General features: G+C 67.9%; 15 protein-coding genes, 3 tRNA genes and 1 pseudogene. 7 read left to right on the forward strand and 12 right to left on the reverse strand.

Features of this window, described 5'->3' with window-relative positions:
* The coding region (locus B116_RS25810) for a hypothetical protein (protein ID WP_033667825.1) at positions 1–959 on the forward strand (959 nt) is incomplete at its 5' end.
* A 124-nt stretch (positions 960–1083) separates the two neighbouring features.
* Here the strand turns inward: B116_RS25810 and B116_RS0123445 are convergent.
* On the reverse strand, positions 1084–1842 hold the full coding sequence (locus tag B116_RS0123445; RefSeq protein WP_026322063.1) for a DeoR/GlpR family DNA-binding transcription regulator: 759 nt from the start codon (positions 1840–1842) through the stop codon (positions 1084–1086).
* 60 nt (positions 1843–1902) lie between these two features.
* Between B116_RS0123445 and B116_RS0123450 the strand changes: the two genes are divergently transcribed.
* Entirely contained in the window at positions 1903–3165 is a 1263-nt protein-coding gene (locus B116_RS0123450) for an MFS transporter (protein WP_027661499.1), read from the forward strand.
* Between the two features lie 133 nt (positions 3166–3298).
* Entirely contained in the window at positions 3299–3757 is a 459-nt protein-coding gene (locus B116_RS0123455; RefSeq protein WP_027661500.1) for an ArsI/CadI family heavy metal resistance metalloenzyme, read from the forward strand.
* An 88-nt stretch (positions 3758–3845) separates the two neighbouring features.
* Here the strand turns inward: B116_RS0123455 and B116_RS0123460 are convergent, their stop codons facing one another.
* A complete protein-coding gene (locus B116_RS0123460) occupies positions 3846–4418 on the reverse strand; it encodes a GNAT family N-acetyltransferase (protein ID WP_027661501.1) in 573 nt (190 codons plus the stop codon).
* A 224-nt stretch (positions 4419–4642) separates the two neighbouring features.
* Between B116_RS0123460 and B116_RS0123465 the strand changes: the two genes are divergently transcribed.
* Positions 4643–6019 (forward strand): autotransporter outer membrane beta-barrel domain-containing protein, encoded by a 1377-nt coding sequence (locus B116_RS0123465; protein WP_027661502.1) that lies wholly within the window; start codon positions 4643–4645, stop codon positions 6017–6019.
* 168 nt (positions 6020–6187) lie between these two features.
* Here B116_RS0123465 and B116_RS0123470 read toward each other — a convergent pair whose 3' ends face one another.
* A complete protein-coding gene (locus B116_RS0123470) occupies positions 6188–6961 on the reverse strand; it encodes a helix-turn-helix domain-containing protein (RefSeq protein ID WP_018724135.1) in 774 nt (257 codons plus the stop codon).
* Between the two features lie 133 nt (positions 6962–7094).
* On the opposite strand from B116_RS0123470, the gene B116_RS28540 reads away from it, so the two are divergent.
* Both B116_RS28540 and B116_RS0123480 read left to right on the forward strand, forming a co-directional pair.
* A complete protein-coding gene (locus B116_RS28540) occupies positions 7095–7328 on the forward strand; it encodes a hypothetical protein (RefSeq protein ID WP_026322062.1) in 234 nt (77 codons plus the stop codon).
* Between the two features lie 9 nt (positions 7329–7337).
* Positions 7338–7562 (forward strand): hypothetical protein, encoded by a 225-nt coding sequence (locus tag B116_RS0123480; protein WP_026322061.1) that lies wholly within the window; start codon positions 7338–7340, stop codon positions 7560–7562.
* A 687-nt stretch (positions 7563–8249) separates the two neighbouring features.
* Here the strand turns inward: B116_RS0123480 and B116_RS0123485 are convergent.
* Positions 8250–9329 carry a helix-turn-helix domain-containing protein gene (locus B116_RS0123485; protein ID WP_027661503.1) on the reverse strand — a complete coding sequence of 360 codons (1080 nt, stop codon included), beginning with the start codon at positions 9327–9329 and terminating at the stop codon, positions 8250–8252.
* Positions 9330–9492: 163 nt separating this feature from the next.
* On the opposite strand from B116_RS0123485, the pseudogene B116_RS25815 reads away from it, so the two are divergent.
* Positions 9493–9987 (forward strand): annotated as a pseudogene (locus B116_RS25815) (protein-L-isoaspartate(D-aspartate) O-methyltransferase); the annotation flags it as partial.
* Between the two features lie 209 nt (positions 9988–10196).
* On the opposite strand, the gene B116_RS27225 reads toward B116_RS25815, so the two are convergent.
* The 8 genes from B116_RS27225 to B116_RS0123525 form a co-directional block, all read right to left on the reverse strand.
* On the reverse strand, positions 10197–10799 hold the full coding sequence (locus tag B116_RS27225) for a hypothetical protein (RefSeq protein WP_223874663.1): 603 nt from the start codon (positions 10797–10799) through the stop codon (positions 10197–10199).
* 831 nt (positions 10800–11630) lie between these two features.
* Positions 11631–11704 (reverse strand) — tRNA-Phe (locus B116_RS0123495).
* A gap of 102 nt (positions 11705–11806) precedes the next feature.
* Positions 11807–11880 (reverse strand) — tRNA-Asp (locus B116_RS0123500).
* A 26-nt stretch (positions 11881–11906) separates the two neighbouring features.
* Positions 11907–11979 (reverse strand) — tRNA-Glu (locus B116_RS0123505).
* 163 nt (positions 11980–12142) lie between these two features.
* Positions 12143–13087 carry a MerR family transcriptional regulator gene (locus B116_RS0123510; RefSeq protein ID WP_027661504.1) on the reverse strand — a complete coding sequence of 315 codons (945 nt, stop codon included), beginning with the start codon at positions 13085–13087 and terminating at the stop codon, positions 12143–12145.
* Entirely contained in the window at positions 13077–13676 is a 600-nt protein-coding gene (gene idi / locus B116_RS0123515) for an isopentenyl-diphosphate Delta-isomerase (protein WP_027661505.1), read from the reverse strand. The genes B116_RS0123510 and idi overlap by 11 nt, the downstream gene beginning before the upstream one ends.
* The gene (crtI, locus tag B116_RS0123520; RefSeq protein ID WP_027661506.1) at positions 13673–15151 is read right to left on the reverse strand and encodes a phytoene desaturase family protein; all 1479 of its coding nucleotides are present in this window, start codon (positions 15149–15151) and stop codon (positions 13673–13675) included. The genes idi and crtI overlap by 4 nt, the downstream gene beginning before the upstream one ends.
* A gap of 29 nt (positions 15152–15180) precedes the next feature.
* Positions 15181–16335 (reverse strand): polyprenyl synthetase family protein, encoded by a 1155-nt coding sequence (locus B116_RS0123525; protein WP_027661507.1) that lies wholly within the window; start codon positions 16333–16335, stop codon positions 15181–15183.
* Between the last annotated feature and the right edge of the window lie 53 nt (positions 16336–16388).

Here is a 16388-nt window from a genome sequence, read left to right on the forward strand (position 1 = left end):
CCCCCATCACCCTCAACGGCGGCAAACACACCACCATCGAACGCGCCGCCGCCGTCGACGAATTCAGAATCCTCACCGTCAACACCGGCGGCAACCTCACCCTCAACAAACTGAAACTCACCGGCGGACAGACCGACGGCGACGGCGGCGCAATCCTCGTCAACCCCGGCGGGGCCCTCACCACCCACCACAGCACCATCACCCGCAACATCGCCGAAAGCGACGGCGGCGGCATCGCCAGCAACGGCACCGCCCACCTCCGACACTCCACCGTTGAACGGAACACCGCTGCCGGGGTCGGCGGCGGTATCACCAGCGTGGGGGCGCTCGACATCAAAAAGACCCGGGTGTACGCCAACACCGCACTCGATGGAGCCGGAATCAACAGCGAGGGCACGGTGCGGATCGAACGCAGCGCGATCACCGCCAATCATGCTGAGGACACGACCGGTGGCCTGCTCGTCGAAGAGGGAATCGCCACCGTCACGGACACCGAGGTCTCCCACAACAGCGGCGTTGAGGTGGGCGGCATCCTCGCGAACTTCGACGCGCAGGTCACGCTCAGGTCTGTCGCCCTCGTCGACAACGCCGCCAGAACAGCCCGTGCGGGCGGCCTGGCGATGAACCCGGGTGCCACGATCGTCATCGAGGACAGCCTGGTTAAGAACAACACCGCCGTCACTGACGGTGGTGGCCTCTACAACCTCGTAGAGATGGTGCTACGGCGTACGAAGGTCGTTGGCAACCAGGCCGGCAACGAGGGCGCCGGCATCTACAACGAGGCCACCGGCATCCTCACCGTCGTCGACAGCAAGATTGTCCGCAACACCGCTGCGGTTGACGGCGGCGGCATCTTCAACGATGCGGGCGGCACGGTGAACCTGGAGACCGCCACCGGCACCGTGGTGACCGAGAACCGGCCCAACAACTGCGTCAACGTCCCCGGCTGCGCGGGCTGACCCCGGCACCAGGTCAACCTGATCCCGGGTAACCCGGTCCCGCCTCTCGCCTAGTGGCGAGAGGCGGGACCATGTTCAGGTCATTCCCAGCACCGCAGCAGCGCGGCCAACTCTTGCCACCCGCTCACACCCGCCGTACGGCAACGCCGAGGGAGTGCAGCGCGGCCACCTCCGCGTCGGGGGCCTCGTCCGTGGTGACGACGGCGTGCAGCGCGGAGGCGGGTGCGACCAGGGCGAGGGCGGTACGGGAGAGTTTGGCCGCCTCGGCTACCACGATGACGCGGTGGGCCGACGCTATCGCGGCTCGTTTGATCGCGGCATCAGCCAGGTCGTACGCGGTCAGCCCGTTCGCGGCGGTCAGGCCGCAGCAGCCGATGATCGCGGTGTCGAAGCGAAGTGCGGCGAGTGACGCCTCCGTCAGGGGGCCCGTGAGCGCCAACTCGCCGGGGCGGGGCTCTCCACCGGGCATGAGCAGCCGCAGTTGGGGGGCGCCGACGAGGGCGTTGGTCGCGTGCAGGGACAGCGGCATGACGGTCAGTCGACGCCGGGCCAGCGCGCGGGCCACCGCAAGGCAGGTGGTGCCGGCGTCGATGACGACCGCCTCGCCGTCCGCGATCATCTCGGCGACCGATGCGGCGATTCGTTCTTTGACCTCAATGCCGTCGGTTGCCCGAAGCGCGAACGGGGGTTCCTCGCCGCGCAGCAGCACGCTTTTGGCCCCACCCCGGTAGCGCTCGAGGAGGCCCTGCTCGGCCAGGAGCTCCAGGTCTCGGCGGACGGTCATCTCCGACGTGCCGGTTCGTTCTGCCAGCTCCACCACGCTGAGCTGACCGGCCCGGCGTACGGCATCGATGATCTGTCGGTGTCGGTCCACGCTCGCCATCCCCTCATTGAACACTAGATGCCTTCAAATTTCGAGGTTCAAACAGAAAATATGTTTGCTATGTTCGCCAGCATGTTTAAATCGCTACGGGCGGCGCGGCTGGCCACCTTCGCCTACTTCACCCTCAACGGCTTCCTCCTCGGAGCCTGGATCGTCCACATCCCCGTCATCGAGCACCGAGCCGGCATCAGCCACACCACGCTCGGCTGGCTCCTGCTGCTCCTCGGCGCTGGCGCCTTCGCTGGGATGCACGTCGTGGGGCCGCTCACCGACCGCTTCGGCGCCCGTCGGGTCGTCCCACTGAGTGCAGCGCTGTGCAGCGCGGCCCTCGTCCCACCCGCTTTCGCCGAGAACGCCGGGGCGCTAGGCCTGGCCCTACTGGTCCTGGGGATCGGCAACGGCGGCCTGGACGTCAGCATGAACACCCATGCGGTTCAGGTCGAAGCCGGATACAAACGCCCAATCATGTCCGCGTTCCACGCCATGTTCTCCGTCGGCGGCGTCCTCGCCGCGCTGGTCGGCGCCCGGACCCTCAGCTGGGGCTGGAGCCCGACCACCACGCTGACCATGGTCAGCGTCGGCGCCTTGGTGGTCGCCGCGGTCGTCGCACCCGCGCTGCTGGCGCGGCCGACGACCACCAGCACGTCAACGCCCGCCAGCGCGATCAGGAGCCGCCGAGCCCGCACCCCCCGGCGGATCTGGGCGCTCGCTGGGCTCGCACTGATCCTGATGCTCACCGAAGGCGTCGCCAACGACTGGAGTGCACTGGCCCTGCGCGACGCGCTCGACGCACCCGCCGCCACCGCCGCACTGGCCTACGGCGCCTTCGCCAGCGCGATGACGATTGGGCGATTTCTCACCGACCGCGCCGTCGCACGCTTCGGCCCGGTGGCCATCGTCCGGTACGGCTGTGCACTGGCTGCGCTCGCCCTGACCACCATCGCGCTCGCACCGTCGATCCCACTCGCTCTCGCGGGGTGGACGGTGCTCGGAATCGGCCTGTCCGGCGCCGTACCGCAGCTCTTCAGCGCGGCCGGCCACACCGACCCGGACGCCGCTGGCACCAACGTCTCCCGGGTCGCGGGCCTCGGCTACCTGGGCATGCTCAGCGGGCCGGCCGTCATCGGGCCCCTCACCCAGCTGGTTCCCCTGAGCCACACGTTCCTCCTGCCCGCGCTCCTCTGCCTGGTCGCTGCCCTCACGGCCCACATCCTTCGCCCCCGGGAGGGAGAGCCGCGGCTCGAAGTCGAGGTTGCGCAGCCAGCCACCGCGCGGACATCCGCGATCAGGCCTGGAGCGGAGCGGAGCCGGGAAGTTGTTTAGATAAACCTCTAGGTTGACAATCTTCAAATCAGAGCGCAGACTAGGGCTTGCTTCGAGAAATATCTAGACAGCGAAGCCGGCGTCGTAGCACCACGCCGACAACCAGATGACCGAACCCACCAGGAGGAAAGCCATGTCCCGGGTACAGCTCGCGCTCCGCGTCTCCGACCTCGAAGGCTCGATCGCCTTCTACTCGAAGCTGTTCGACACCGAGCCGGCCAAGCGCCGCCCCGGGTACGCCAACTTCGCCGTGGCGAACCCGCCACTGAAGCTCGTACTCCTGGAAGGCGAGCCGGACCAGCCCACCGCGCTGGACCACCTGGGGGTCGAGGTGCCCAACACCGACGAGGTGAACGCCGCGACCACGCGCCTAGCCGAGTCTGGCCTGACCACCTCGGAGGAGAAGGACACCGAGTGCTGCTACGCGCTGCAGGACAAGGTCTGGGTACACGGCCCCGGCAAGGAGCCGTGGGAGGTCTACACCGTCAAGGCCGACTCCGACCAACTCCAGAAGCCGACCGACAGCGCGTGCTGCACGCCGGCCGCGGCGAAGGAAACAGCGGGCAGCGGCAGTCAGGCGAGCTGCTGCTGACTACCAGTGCACGTCGAGGCAGGAACCGCCGGCGCCTCGCTCAATGGCCGCGCCGGCGGTCCTGCCGGGATGAGTTGGGCCCGCTAACTCAGTGAGTCGACTGCCGCATGATCCAGGTGGGCAGGGGCTCCTCGAAGGTGCTCGCCACCTCCCAGCCGGCACGCCGGTACATCTCGACATTGTCGGGATTACTGGTTTCCAGGATCGCCGGAAGACCCGCTGCGGCAGCGTGTCGCAGCCCCACCGCCATGACCGCGTGGCCCCATCGACGCCCCATACTTTCCGGATGGGTGCCCAGGACGCTGAGGTACCAGAAAGGTTCTGCCGGCATTGCCGCGTCCATCGCCCGATGGAAGGCATCGAAACGGGTCAGCGCGTCGGCGGGAAGTTGAGTGGCGAGAACGCCGTCCAGCTCCTCGCCCTCCGCCCCGGGCGACTGCCAGATCGCGACCGACGCTCCGCGCTCGACCATCCAGATCGTTTGCTGATGCACCTGCTTGTCGAAAAGGTACCCGAAAAAGACGGTGGCGTACTCAGGGTAGGTCGCCTCGTCGGGGAAATAACATCGCAGGAGGGGATCTTTCTCGAATGCGGCGACCAGTGAGCCGACGACGCGCTCACGGTCTTCCGGCCTGGCAACGGTGATCTCAGGTGCTGTCACGGGATGCAAAGCTACCGCAGCCCGTCATGACGCCATCTGTCCTACTGGGCCGAGGACGCGCCCCGAGGTCGGCGTCATACCGTTTGGGGGACTTTACTCGCGCAAATCGCGATTGAGATCACATATCGGACCTTACTCGGGTTGGCTGCCGGACAGCAGAGGGGCTACCCGCAACACGCCCTGGGTGGCCCCTCGTCCGTAACGGGGAAGGACACCGAGGCTGCATGAACCGTCCGCACCACACCCATGAACTCAGCCGGTTCGGCCGGCGTAAGCCCAGGCCACGATGGTGGGCCGTCGTGCTAGCCGGCGTTACCGGCCTGGCCCTGACCACTATCGGGGTCGCCGCCACCCCGGCCGCCGAAACTGTCGGACACACTCTCGCCAGCGCCGACGACCGGCCCGGGCAACCCGACCGACCCGCCGGCAGCCACCAAGACGACGGAAAGGGCGACGGCCAAGGCGAGGGGAAGAAGGAGTCGGCGGCCAGCCCGGTCCCCTGCGACGCCGACGCCCTCATCGCCGCCATCACCCTCGCCAACGCCCGCGGCGGCGCTGTGCTCGACCTCGCCAAAGACTGCACCTACCTCCTCACCGCCGACATCGACGGCGCCGGACTCCCCGCCATCACCACCCCCATCACCCTCAACGGCAACAAACACACCACCATCGAACGCGCCGCCGCCACCGACCAATTCAGGATCCTCACCGTCGGCCATGGCGGCGACCTCACCCTCAACCACCTGAGAATCGCCGGCGGTCAGACTGACGGCAGTGGCGGCGGAATACTCGTCAACACCGGCGGAGCACTGACCACCAAGCACAGCACCATCACCCAGAACATCGCCGGCAATGTGGGTGGCGGCATTTTCAACCTGGGCAGCACAGCCATCCACAGTTCTGCCGTCACCGCCAACGCCGCAGGGATCGACGGCGGCGGAATTAACAGCCAGGTTCAGCTCAGCATGACCGATTCGCTGGTCGCGCGAAACAGGACGGCAGCCAATAGTGGCGGCGGCGCCGCCCTCTTCAATAGTGCGACGGTCAGTCGAAGTGAAATTGTGGCGAACTATGCCCACAACGCTGGCGGCGGTCTCATCATCGGCTCAGGCGCCAACGTCATCATTGAAAAGTCCAAAATTACCGCCAACCGCAGCGGCGACAACGGCGGCGGCATCAGCGTTCCCGGCACGGCCCAGCTCACGATGCGACACACGGTCACCAGCACGAACCACGCCGGCGGTGCCGGTGGGGGCGTCTTCGTGAACCTCAACAACAACGTCACTATCGAGGACAGCGTGATCGAAAATAACAGGGCCGCTGGTGACGGCGGCGGCCTCGCCAATCTCAGTACGTCAGTGCTGCGAGACACCAGGGTCATTGGTAACCAGGCGGAAGAGGGCGGCGGCATCTTCAACGGCAACGCCGGCGCGCTCACCCTCTTCGCCAGCAAGGTCACCAAGAATGTCGCCACCACCGACGGCGGCGGCATCCTCAACGAGCTGGGCGGCACGGTGGAGCTGAACCCCGCCACCGGCACAATCGTGATCCAGAACCGGCCGAATAACTGCACTGGCGACGTACCGGGGTGCGCCGGGTAGCCCGCCGATACCAGTACGGGCGGTCGGCAGCACCGCGTGCACCGCCGGCATGATCGGCGGTGCACGTGGGCCAACCTGTCGGGCGGCCGTCGCGACCGAGACAGCGGATGGCCGTCGCGGCCGAGCTAACGGTCGCGACGGCCGCCTACGGGAACGGCAGACGGCGCGCTATCCGGATAGGTCCTGGGGCAGGGTGTTGTACCGGTCCAGGGTGGCTTTGCTGGTCGAGCTGTCCTGGAACACCAGCTCCCACGGGCCGGTGTTGATGTCCATATCCTTGCCGAAACCGACCCACTTGCCGGTCATGCGTCTGCCGGTCGGCTCAACGAGCAGCTGGATTGCGCCGTGATAGCGGGCACCTCGGTAGTAGCCCTCCTCGGCCGTCTGTTCGGTCCACGTCCCGGTGACGACACTGCCATCCACGGTGAGGTCCAGCGACAGCGACGAAGCTGCGGAGTTCGGGAGGCTGCGTACGGTCAGCCGGTCGCTGTGCTGCAACAGCACCACGTAGTGCTGCCCTGCGTAAGACTCGCCGCGACCGCTCGAGTAGTACTGATAGCGACTCAGCCACACACCCACGTATGAGCCATGCGGGGCGCTTGGGCGCGCTACTGGCTCTGGGGTAACCAGATCCGACATGGACGAGGTCAGGTCGTGGCCCCCCTTGCGATCGGCCTTTACCTGAGCGCCCGGCAGGGTGGCGAAGCCAAGCAGCTCGATGGGAAGGCCGGTAACGACCTCCAGCGCGCGGATGTAGACGGGCCGGGGAGCAGCGATCACGCCGGACTCCCACCGCTGTACCAGCCGCTTGTTGGCGTCGTTCGGTTCCCCGGTCCGGTGGCCGGCGGCCTGCAGCGCACGGGCGAAGTCGTCCTGGCTCATCCGCATCCCGGCACGGACAGCTCGAAGCGCGGTGTTGGGGGCAGTCATGACCATCACCATAGCTATCTGTCGTCTAAATGTCGCCACAAATGTGGGTGGTTTGCCATGTGCTGTGCCGCCGCGCCCGGCGACACAGCAGCGACATCATGATGGGAGCCAACCGCTGAAGCAGCACCGAGGGAGGGCGATCCTCATGCGAAACATCCGTAGCGCCTGGCGGCGACTCATCGGACAGTCCGTACCCGTACGTTCTGGTGCCAGGCACCGCTTCGGCCGCCAGCCCACGCGTGTGGATGCGACCGGGCCCGCGACCCGGTACGCGGCACGGGCGGGTGCATACCACCCACTCCGCAACCAATCAACGGTGATCTTCGATACTAGGCCGTTAATGACCCCGCTGGCCCGGCAGCGGGCCAACTCCCGGTGATGGCCACCGATGCCCGATCGCGCCCGTGACCGACTGTCGGCAGCCCAGTTGCGTAACCGGATGATCCTGTCCGCTCGGCGAATCATCACCGAGCACTGGCCACGCGTGGACCGGTGCCCGGTCTGCGGGTCCACCTGGCCGTGCCCACCCACCCAGACCGCCTACGACTACCTCGACTCGGTAGGGCAGGGCAGGTGGGCTCCCCCGCAGAACACCACAGCACCAACCGCATAATCAAGTATCAGCTCTTCGGCAGGTCCAGACGTCCTCAGGGCTTTGTGCTCCAGGTTCAACGCGGTTGCCCCGAGTCGCCGTCGCCGCTACCTCAGAGCTCCCAGGCACCGCCGGAAACACAAGATCCCCACCGACGTTTCCGCTGGTGGGGACCGCAATAGCCCGGCGAAAGGCTATGTGGCCAGGGGCGGGGTCGAACCGCCGACCTTCCGATTTTCAGATGCCCGAAACGGAGTGCCGGCATGTGCCATTCCCAGCTCAGACGCACTGTCGCTCATGCCGGCACACCCCGTCAATCGCTGCTACTGCGGCCATCTGGTGCGGCCACATCCGGCGCGGGATGAACGCCTCGAAGATCGATGACGCATTCAAGGTATCCCTGCCACCGGGCGGCCCTCGCAACCTTGTGCATCTCTCGCACCGATCGACCCGCGTTCGCCTCCATGTCGCGGTCCATCACGTCGATGGCATTGCGGCAGCGTCGTAAGCAGTTCCACAATCGACAAGCAATGCTCGCGAGCGGGATTCGCGTCTTCTGTGGCTAATTAAATGTCCGACACACATAGCTGAGGCGAAATCGGCCAGCTCCAAATGCGGGTACGGCGCGACGCGCCCGAGGCGACCACACGGACAGGTGACGGCGTGACGTGCAGGCGGGGAGTACCGTCGATGGCGGCAGGGCCGGGGTTACCGCCGCGAGGCGGCCTGCTCCACTTCGCGCAGCATGAGTGCCAGGCTCTGCGACTGTCGGTCAGCCGGTAGTTCATCCATTGCCCGCCGGGCGTAGGCGACCCCACCCGCGCTGTCACCGGCTTTAACCATCGTGAGTCCACGATGCAGCTCAATATGAGTAGCGAAACGCGGTAGATCAACAGGTCGCGTACGGTCGGCCTCATTCTGGGCCTCGGACCCGGGGCCGGGCATCCCGAGGCGGGCATACAACATGCTCCGGAACGTGGCCATCCGCCACGGCGGAACGGCGGTATCAGACACCTCGCCATCCGGCGATGCCACCTGGTCGAACACCCGCCGAGCGTCGGTATCGAGCGCAACAGCGCCGCTCCGATCCCCGCGTCCGGCTGCAACATGCGCCTGGGCCATCAGCGCCTGGACGCGCCCGAGTGACGGCCGGTCCGACAGCGCGACAGCCTGATCGGCGTACCGCCGCGCCGTGGTCAGCGCCGCCCCCTCATAGGCCAACGCGATCGCGGCCCGGCCCCGGACCCACACCCGCACGGCGAGATCGTCGGAGCGGTCGGCCGCCACGCCGGCTAGGTCATACCAGCGGATGGCCTCGGTGGGATTGGGAGTGGTCTTGCCGTAGGTCACCAACGCCCTGGCGGCGTGCGACCACATGACCGGCGTATCCAAGTGCTGCTGCAGGATCACAAGGTCGTTCGCGAGGCGGGACTGAAGCGCCACGGCTCCCACCGCCATGTAGTCCCGACCGTACTGGTCGACCCGCTCCCGCCAGTCCTCCTCAGCAGTCCGGCCGCGTAGCGCAGCGCTGAAACCGGCCCGGATCAACTCACCAGCCACAACCGGGCCGACGACTCCGGCCGCCAGGCCGAACATCTGTCGACGCCTCATCCCACCCTCCCCGAGGAGCCGCGCGTAGGCGAGCACGATGTCGGGCGTTGCTGTCCTCCGCCCAGCCTCAACATTGCTCAGATGCGACACCGAATACGACGTACGAGCGGCCATTGAGGCCAACGTAACCCCGACCTCGGTACGAGTCTGCCGGAGTTGGGCGCCGAGATCATCCACACGTCCCCCTGCTGAAAAGCCCTGAAAACATCGACCTCCTTCCGAGCGTAGTCCCGTAGTCGCACGCTGAAATCACACGACGCGGCCGGATGGATATCCGAGGCGCAAGGGTGAGGGAGTACGCGCATGTTCCGGCTGTTCCGCCAACGCCGCCACCGTTCCGCTCGGACTCGTCGCGCTCCGCCGCGACGAGCACGGGGTGACGGCTTCCGGCCGCTTCCTGTCCCGGGCGGCCTTCATGCTCTCGCGGGCCGACCCCGCGGCGGCGATGATCCCCGACGCCGCGTTCGACCCCGCAATCGTGGGCCTCGGACACCCAGCAGACACACCACCGGACTTGCGGGACGACAACTTCACGGCCTGGCTACACCTGCACAGCCCGGAAATCGTGCAGGTCACCCTCCCCGGCCCGGACGACTCACCCAGCCAAGCGGAACACATCTTCGCCAATCGCGCGGGCTCCTGGGCGAGAGTCGGCAACGGGCGGATAACGCAGGTAGGGCCGATCTGGCGAGACGTACACGACGCACACACACGCTGGGCGCACGCCGGTCGTCCCGAGGTGGAACAGATCGGACTGACCGTCCGCGACGACGGTCACCACACGCTATGGGTGGACAACCCGTCCAGCACACAGCGATGGAATCTCACCCCATGACCAGCCTCGACCCATCAGATGGGCACTGCGGCGTGCACCCGGCACGGGGCGATCATTGATCCGACATTGAAACCGTCTTCTGGACGCAAACAGCGCCCCGCCCAGCCGTGAGGCCAGGCGGGGCGTTTGCGTTGTTGGTCGGTGCCGCAGGGGGTGTCGCCGGCGGTACCGCAATGACGATTCTGTGGGCTGGTGGTGCGCGGTCGGCGTCATGCCGTGTGTCGGTGTCTGCCTGGTAGTAGACCGGTGGTTCGCGCTAGTACCGCGTCAACGGCGGCGTCGAGGGAGTGCGGCGGCGTTCGCACGCGTAGCCGTTCGAAAATCCTGGTAGGGGAAGCGGTATCGAAGTCGGATAGATCTCCACAGTCGTTGATGGGTCCGCCGCCGCACTCGGCTAGGGCAAGCGTGGCAGCGATGGCCATCACCTTTGACTCGGGGGATCGGCCGGCTAATACCCAGGCAAGACGACCCGTTTCAGGATCCTCCGAAAATGGCAGGAAGTCGTCGACCGTTACAATCGCCGATGCTTGCCAGTCAGGAATTTCGAAGATCGCCTCGGCGACGACGGTGTGGCTTTGTTCGGGTGGAGGCGGCTCGGTAGGGTAGGGATCGATGCGCTTGTTCAGAAGTAATGGTGGGATTGGGTCGCTCTGTTCTTCGCCACGGTATCGGGCTGGGGTAGCCTGCCGCGCTTCCACCTTCCCTGGTAATTCCTGCCAGCCCAACAGGCCGGTCAACCGGGTACCCGTCAGGTTGACTGCGTCTTGCAGAGTGAACGCCTTCGCCACCTTGCTGTGCCACTCGATCGCCATGTCGCAGATCGTAGCCATGACGATTCACATGCCAGCCGTCCCGCTCTGCCGCTGCTGCCGGCGCCAAGCACGACCCTACCGCCCCGACACCTCGTACTTCGACGTATGTGCTCCAGTGCCACCGAGTCCTGTCCCGCGCGTTGAAGGTCGCTCATCGGCGCGGAAGGGCGAGTCGGAACGTTTGCACGCTCATTGACGCACCAGACGGCACCGCAAAACGTGTGAAGCCCCTGGATAAAACACGACCGTAAGGTCATTCAGACGATCGCCAATGACCGCTTGGAGGCGCGGTGGCTTGTCGGGCTGATGCTTGGCCTCCGTCAAGGCGAGGCGATCGGCCTACACTGGTCGGCTGTGCATCTTGACGGACCGGCCCCGTATCTTGAGGTCGAAATTCAGGCGCAGCGTCGCCCATGGCAGCACGGGTGCAAAGACCCGGTGTCATGCGCAGCCCAGCGTTGCCGAACAAAGCCGTGCCCCACGCGGTGGGCACACGGATGTACCGATGAGAACGTGTGCAAGGGGCGCCCGCACTACTGCCCGCAACGAAGGGCGTTGGCAGGCTGCTCCCGCCATGTTCATCCGTGTCCACCGCTGGGACACGCGCGGATCACCACCACGCAGCAGTATGTGGACCCGTCCGAGGAGATGAAGCGGCAAGCCGTCACGAGGTTGGGGGAGATGCTGGCGTCGGGCCAAGTGGAGTTGTCGCTACTGCGGCCATCTGGTGCGGCCACATCCGACGCGGGATGATCGATGATCAAGAAAAACACAAGATCCCCACCGACGTTTCCGCTGGTGGGGACCTGAATAGCCCGGCGAAAGGCTATGTGGCCAGGGGCGGGGTCGAACCGCCGACCTTCCGATTTTCAGTCGGACGCTCGTACCAACTGAGCTACCTGGCCGTGCTTCGGGTCATGGTACCTGCCCGCCGAGGTCGCCGACGGGCAGGGTCACCTGCCCGATATGTCGAAGGCCGCGCGTGCTGGCGCGGCCTTCGAACTTTGCGGTCCTGACGGGACTTGAACCCGCGACCTCCGCCTTGACAGGGCGGCGAGCACTCCAACTGCTCCACAGGACCTTGCTCATCCGACCGAGGTCGGACCGTGCCCCCAACGGGATTCGAACCCGTGCTACCGCCTTGAAAGGGCGGCGTCCTGGGCCGCTAGACGATGAGGGCGGCCCCGCCATCATTGCACACTCACAAGTTCTGACGGTCTTGCTCCCATCCGGCCCCGCCGGAGGCTTGGAAAGCATACGTGATGGCGCGTCGCTCAGCCAAACCGACCCCGAATGTTCCCCGCAGGACCCCAAAACCGCAGGTGAAGCCTCGCGGGCAGCCCCTACCCCGCGGCCGACTGGTCCAGCGAGTCGCGTACGGCTGCCGCGAGTGAAAGCGCCTCGGCGAGGTTGACCGGACGCACCACCCCGGCGGGAAGGCTGTCTGCCCGCCAGCCCGGTCCGGCCGCGAACACCAGCAGCGGCCGATTCGGGCCCGCGAGCAGGGCGGTGAGCTGTGTGGGATCGGCGGTGCTCCGAGTCTGTGACCACAGCACGACCGCAGCCGGCCCGGTACGGTTGACCGCCTCCAGCAGCGCCCGCACCGGCACTCGCGCGCCGAGTAGCCGGTGGGCGATGCCCGCTTCGGCCAGCGCCGCGCCGAACGCCTCCAGCGGCAGGCTGTGCTGCTCCTCGTCGGCGCAGGAGAGCAGGATGCGGGGCGGCCCATGGGGCGCGTGAGCGCGGACCACCGCGGCGAACGCCTCCGAGACACAGCGGGACACCAGGTGCTCGACCTCGATCAGCGCCGCGGTGGCGGCGTGCCGTTCACCGATCCCGGCGAGCACTGGTCGCAGCAGTGTGTCCCAGGTGACCACCACGCCGTCGGTACTGATGGCGTGGTCGATCACCTCGTTGATGGCGTTCGAGTCAAGTCGCATGGCCGCCCGGGCCAGGCCCCGAGCGGCCGGGCCGGAGCGGCCCACCGGGATTGTCGCCCCGCCGCCGTCGCGCGTCCCCCGTCTCTCGGTCCGGGGACCGGGCCCGGGGAGCGCGGCGTTGGGAGCCTGAACGGCCCAACGGGCGGCTTCGGCCGGTGCGACGCCGTTGGCGGTGAGCCGCCGCATGGTCTCCAGGCGGATCAGGTCGGCCGGGGTGTAGCGGCGGTGGTGCCCGGGGACATGCTCGCTGGGCCCGAGCCCGTAACGCTGGTGCCAGGTACGCAGGGTCGTCACCGCGACCCCCAGCCGACGGGCGACGGCACCCGCGCTCAGTGCCTCATCCGTCACCTGGCCGCTCCGGAGCTTCCTCGGCCGCCAGCGTGGGCTGACGCAGGGTGGGCTCGCCCGGGTGCAACAGCCGGTTGAGCACCCCACCCAGCCACGGGGCGTACGCGTGTGGGTCGGCGTCCAGTTCCGCTGCCAGCTCGGCCGGGGGCACCCAGCGCAGCTCGGCGACCTCCTCCGGATCCGGGCGCAGCGGGGCGCGGTCCGGCAGGTCGCCCCGGAGAACGTGGTCGTATTCGAACTCGACCTTGCCGGTGGCCGGGTCCTCGGCCCGGTAGACGTAGACGCCGACCTCGGTCAGCTCGACCGGGGCGGCACCCAGCTCCTCGCCGAGCCGACGGTTGGCGGCGATCGTCAGCGGCTCCCCGGGCAACGGGTGGCCGCAGCAGGTGTTGGCCCAGCGCAGCGGGAAGCGGGTCTTCACCGCGGCCCGGCGCTGGAGCAGGACCCGCCCGACGGGGTCGACGAGCAGCACCGAGAAGGCACGGTGCAGCCACCCCGGCGGTTGGTGCGCGGCGAGCACCGTGGCCTGCCCGGTCGCCGTACCGGCCTCGTCCACCAGCTCGACCAGGTGGGCTTCCCGGCCGGTCATGAAGGGGCTCCCGTCACCCGCGCGGCGGCGAGCTTGCCGGAGATCAGCACCATCGGCACTCCTACTCCGGGCTGGGTACCGGAGCCGACGAAGACCACGTTCGCGAATCCGCGGTGCAGGGTGGGCGGGCGGAACGGCCCGGTCTGGCGGAGGCTATGTGCGGAGGCGAACGGCGTACCGGCGGCCATGCCCTGCTCCACCCACTCGGCGGGCGTGATCGTCCGCAGCACCTCGATGCCGTCTCCGAAGCCCACGTAGCCGCGCTCCTCCAGCGTTCGCACCAGCCGGTCGGCGTAGCGGTCGGCCAGGCCGCCCCGCCAGTCGAACGGGGCCCGGTCGAGGTTCGGCACCGGCGCCAGCACGTAGTAGGCGTGCCGGTCGGCGGGAGCTACCGACGGGTCGGTCCGGCTCGGGTTGGTGACCAGCAGCGACGGGTCGCTCATCAGCTCGCCCCGGCGGATGACCTCGTCGAAGGTTCCCCGCCAGGCCCGCCCGAAGTGGATGTTGTGATGAGCGATCTTCGCATAGCTCTGCGTCGACCCGACATGCAGGACCACGCAGGAGGGGGAGTAGGTCAGCCGGCGGTGCCGGGTCTGAAGCAGCTCTCGGTGCGCCACCGGCAGGTCCGGGTTGAGCACCACCACGTCGGCGGGGACGAACTCCCCGCTGGCGGTCCGGACGCCGGTCGCCCGGTCGGCCGCGGTCTCCACCTGGGTCACGGTGGTGTCGTACCGGAACTGCACCCCGTGTTTCTCGGCGGCTCCGGCCATGGCCCGCGAGACGGCGTGGATGCCGCCGCGCGGGAAGTGCACCCCGGCGACGGAGTCGAGGTACGCGATGACCGCGTAGATGGCGAGCGCGTCGTGCGGCGCGAGCCCGGCGTACATCGCCTGGAAGGAGAAGACGCGCTGGGTACGCGGGTCCCGGAAGAACTGGTTGATCTTCGTTTGGAGTCGTCGGAAGGCACCACCGGCGAGTAGCTTCAGCAGGTTCCCGGTGAGCAGGTCGGCGGGCGCGTCCAGGTTGCGTTCGATGAAGTCGGCCCGTTCCAGGCGCCACAGCTCCCGGGCATAGTCGACGAAACGCAGGTAGCCGTCGGCCTCCCGCGGGCCGCAGACCGTCGCGATCTCGGCGGCCATCCGGGACGTGTCGGTGATGACATCCAGCGTGGAGCCGTCCGGATAGTACGCGCGGTAGGCGGGGTCGAGGGGGCTCAGTTCGAGCCAGTCGTCGAGCTCCTCGCCGACTGCGTGCAACGCCTCGGCGATCAGCTCCGGCATGGTCAGCACCGTGGGGCCGGTGTCGAACTCGTACCCGTCAACGCTGAGTCGGCCGGCCCGACCACCCGGCACCGACTCGCGTTCCAGCACCGTCACCTGACGACCGCTGCCCGCCAGGTGCAGCGCGCAGGCCAGCCCGCCGAGCCCGGCACCGACGATCACGACCCGGTCCGTACGCCCGCGCACAGTGCGCATCTGGCCACCTCCTCGAGTAAACGCGCCCATCATGCTCGCCGGTGGGTGGCGACGGCGGCGAGACCGGCGAGCGCGGTCCGCGCGGTGGCATCGATCGATGGAGCATTAAGGACTTCGATCGCCTCGGCAACCCGATCGGAGATCATCTGCTCGACCTGGGTGACGGCACCGGTCTCCGCGACCACCTCCGCCAGTCGCGTGACCGCCCGGTCGTCCGCGCTCGCACCAACGTGGTCGAGGGCACGGCGCTGTGCGGGGTCGGCGCGGTCGCGGGCCAACATGAGCAGTGCGGTCGGCTTGCCGGTACGCAGATCATCACCGGCGGGTTTACCGGTGGTGGCCGGGTCGCCGTAGACGCCGAGCAGGTCGTCGCAGAGTTGGAACGCCTCGCCGACGGCCTGTCCGTAGCGGGTGTATGCAGCGATCAGCGGGGAGTCGGCGCCGACGCCGGCCAGGCGGGCGCCGAAAAGCAGCGGCCACTGCACCGTGTAGCTGGCGGTCTTGTAGCGGGCGACCTGCAGGGCTCGCTCCACCGACCAGTTCGTCGGGTCGCTCTCGCCGAGGATGTCAAGGTACTGCCCGGCGACGGTCTCCACCCGCATCTGGTCGTAGCAGCGCCGGACCTCCAGCAACCGGGCCGACGGCAGGACGGCCTGCGCGAGGAGCCGGTCAGCCCAGACCAGGCAGAGGTCGCCGACGAGGATAGCGACGTTCTCGCCGAATTTGCCGGAGTCGCCGCGCCGCCCGGCCGCGGCGTGCTGGGCGGCGACGGCGACGTGTGCGGTAGGCCGGCCGCGCCGGGTGGCGGAGGAGTCCATCACATCGTCGTGGGTGAGCGCGAAGGCGTGCAGCAGCTCCAGCGCGGCGAGCGCCGGCAGCACAGGGGACAGCGGCTCGGCGTCACCGACCACGCCCCGCCACCCCCAGTAGGCGAAGGTCGGGCGGAGCCGCTTCCCGCCGGCCAACACGCTGTCGCGTGCGATGGTGGCGAACTCGCCGGCGCTCGGTTCGATTGCGGCCAGCGCGTCGATCTCGGCGGCGAGGAAGTCGACGAGTGTGTCGTCTACCGCGGCGACAACTTCCTCGGTGTAGGCGGCCAAGCTGGCGCGGACCGGGTCGGTCTCGCCACCACGGCGGGCCGGAATAACCCCGGGGGCTTTACCCACAACTGCGTCGTTGGCCATGCGCGGGAGCATACCCTAGGGTTACGAGTTGCGTCGATTCATGCGTCGAATTG

Source organism: Salinispora fenicalii, from assembly GCF_000514815.1.
Taxonomy (GTDB): domain Bacteria; phylum Actinomycetota; class Actinomycetes; order Mycobacteriales; family Micromonosporaceae; genus Micromonospora; species Micromonospora fenicalii.

Bases quoted from the DNA above. Each gene is read 5' to 3' on its own strand.
- B116_RS0123445 (WP_026322063.1), bottom strand. From the start codon at position 1,842: ATGGCGAGCGTGGACCGACACCGACAGATCATCGATGCCGTACGCCGG.
- B116_RS0123525 (WP_027661507.1), bottom strand. From the start codon at position 16,335: ATGGCCAACGACGCAGTTGTGGGTAAAGCCCCCGGGGTTATTCCGGCC.
- B116_RS0123465 (WP_027661502.1), top strand. From the start codon at position 4,643: ATGAACCGTCCGCACCACACCCATGAACTCAGCCGGTTCGGCCGGCGT.
- B116_RS0123450 (WP_027661499.1), top strand. From the start codon at position 1,903: ATGTTCGCCAGCATGTTTAAATCGCTACGGGCGGCGCGGCTGGCCACC.
- B116_RS28540 (WP_026322062.1), top strand. From the start codon at position 7,095: ATGCGAAACATCCGTAGCGCCTGGCGGCGACTCATCGGACAGTCCGTA.
- B116_RS0123470 (WP_018724135.1), bottom strand. From the start codon at position 6,961: ATGGTGATGGTCATGACTGCCCCCAACACCGCGCTTCGAGCTGTCCGT.
- B116_RS27225 (WP_223874663.1), bottom strand. From the start codon at position 10,799: ATGGCGATCGAGTGGCACAGCAAGGTGGCGAAGGCGTTCACTCTGCAA.
- B116_RS0123455 (WP_027661500.1), top strand. From the start codon at position 3,299: ATGTCCCGGGTACAGCTCGCGCTCCGCGTCTCCGACCTCGAAGGCTCG.
- B116_RS0123480 (WP_026322061.1), top strand. From the start codon at position 7,338: ATGCCCGATCGCGCCCGTGACCGACTGTCGGCAGCCCAGTTGCGTAAC.
- crtI (WP_027661506.1), bottom strand. From the start codon at position 15,151: ATGCGCACTGTGCGCGGGCGTACGGACCGGGTCGTGATCGTCGGTGCC.
- idi (WP_027661505.1), bottom strand. From the start codon at position 13,676: ATGACCGGCCGGGAAGCCCACCTGGTCGAGCTGGTGGACGAGGCCGGT.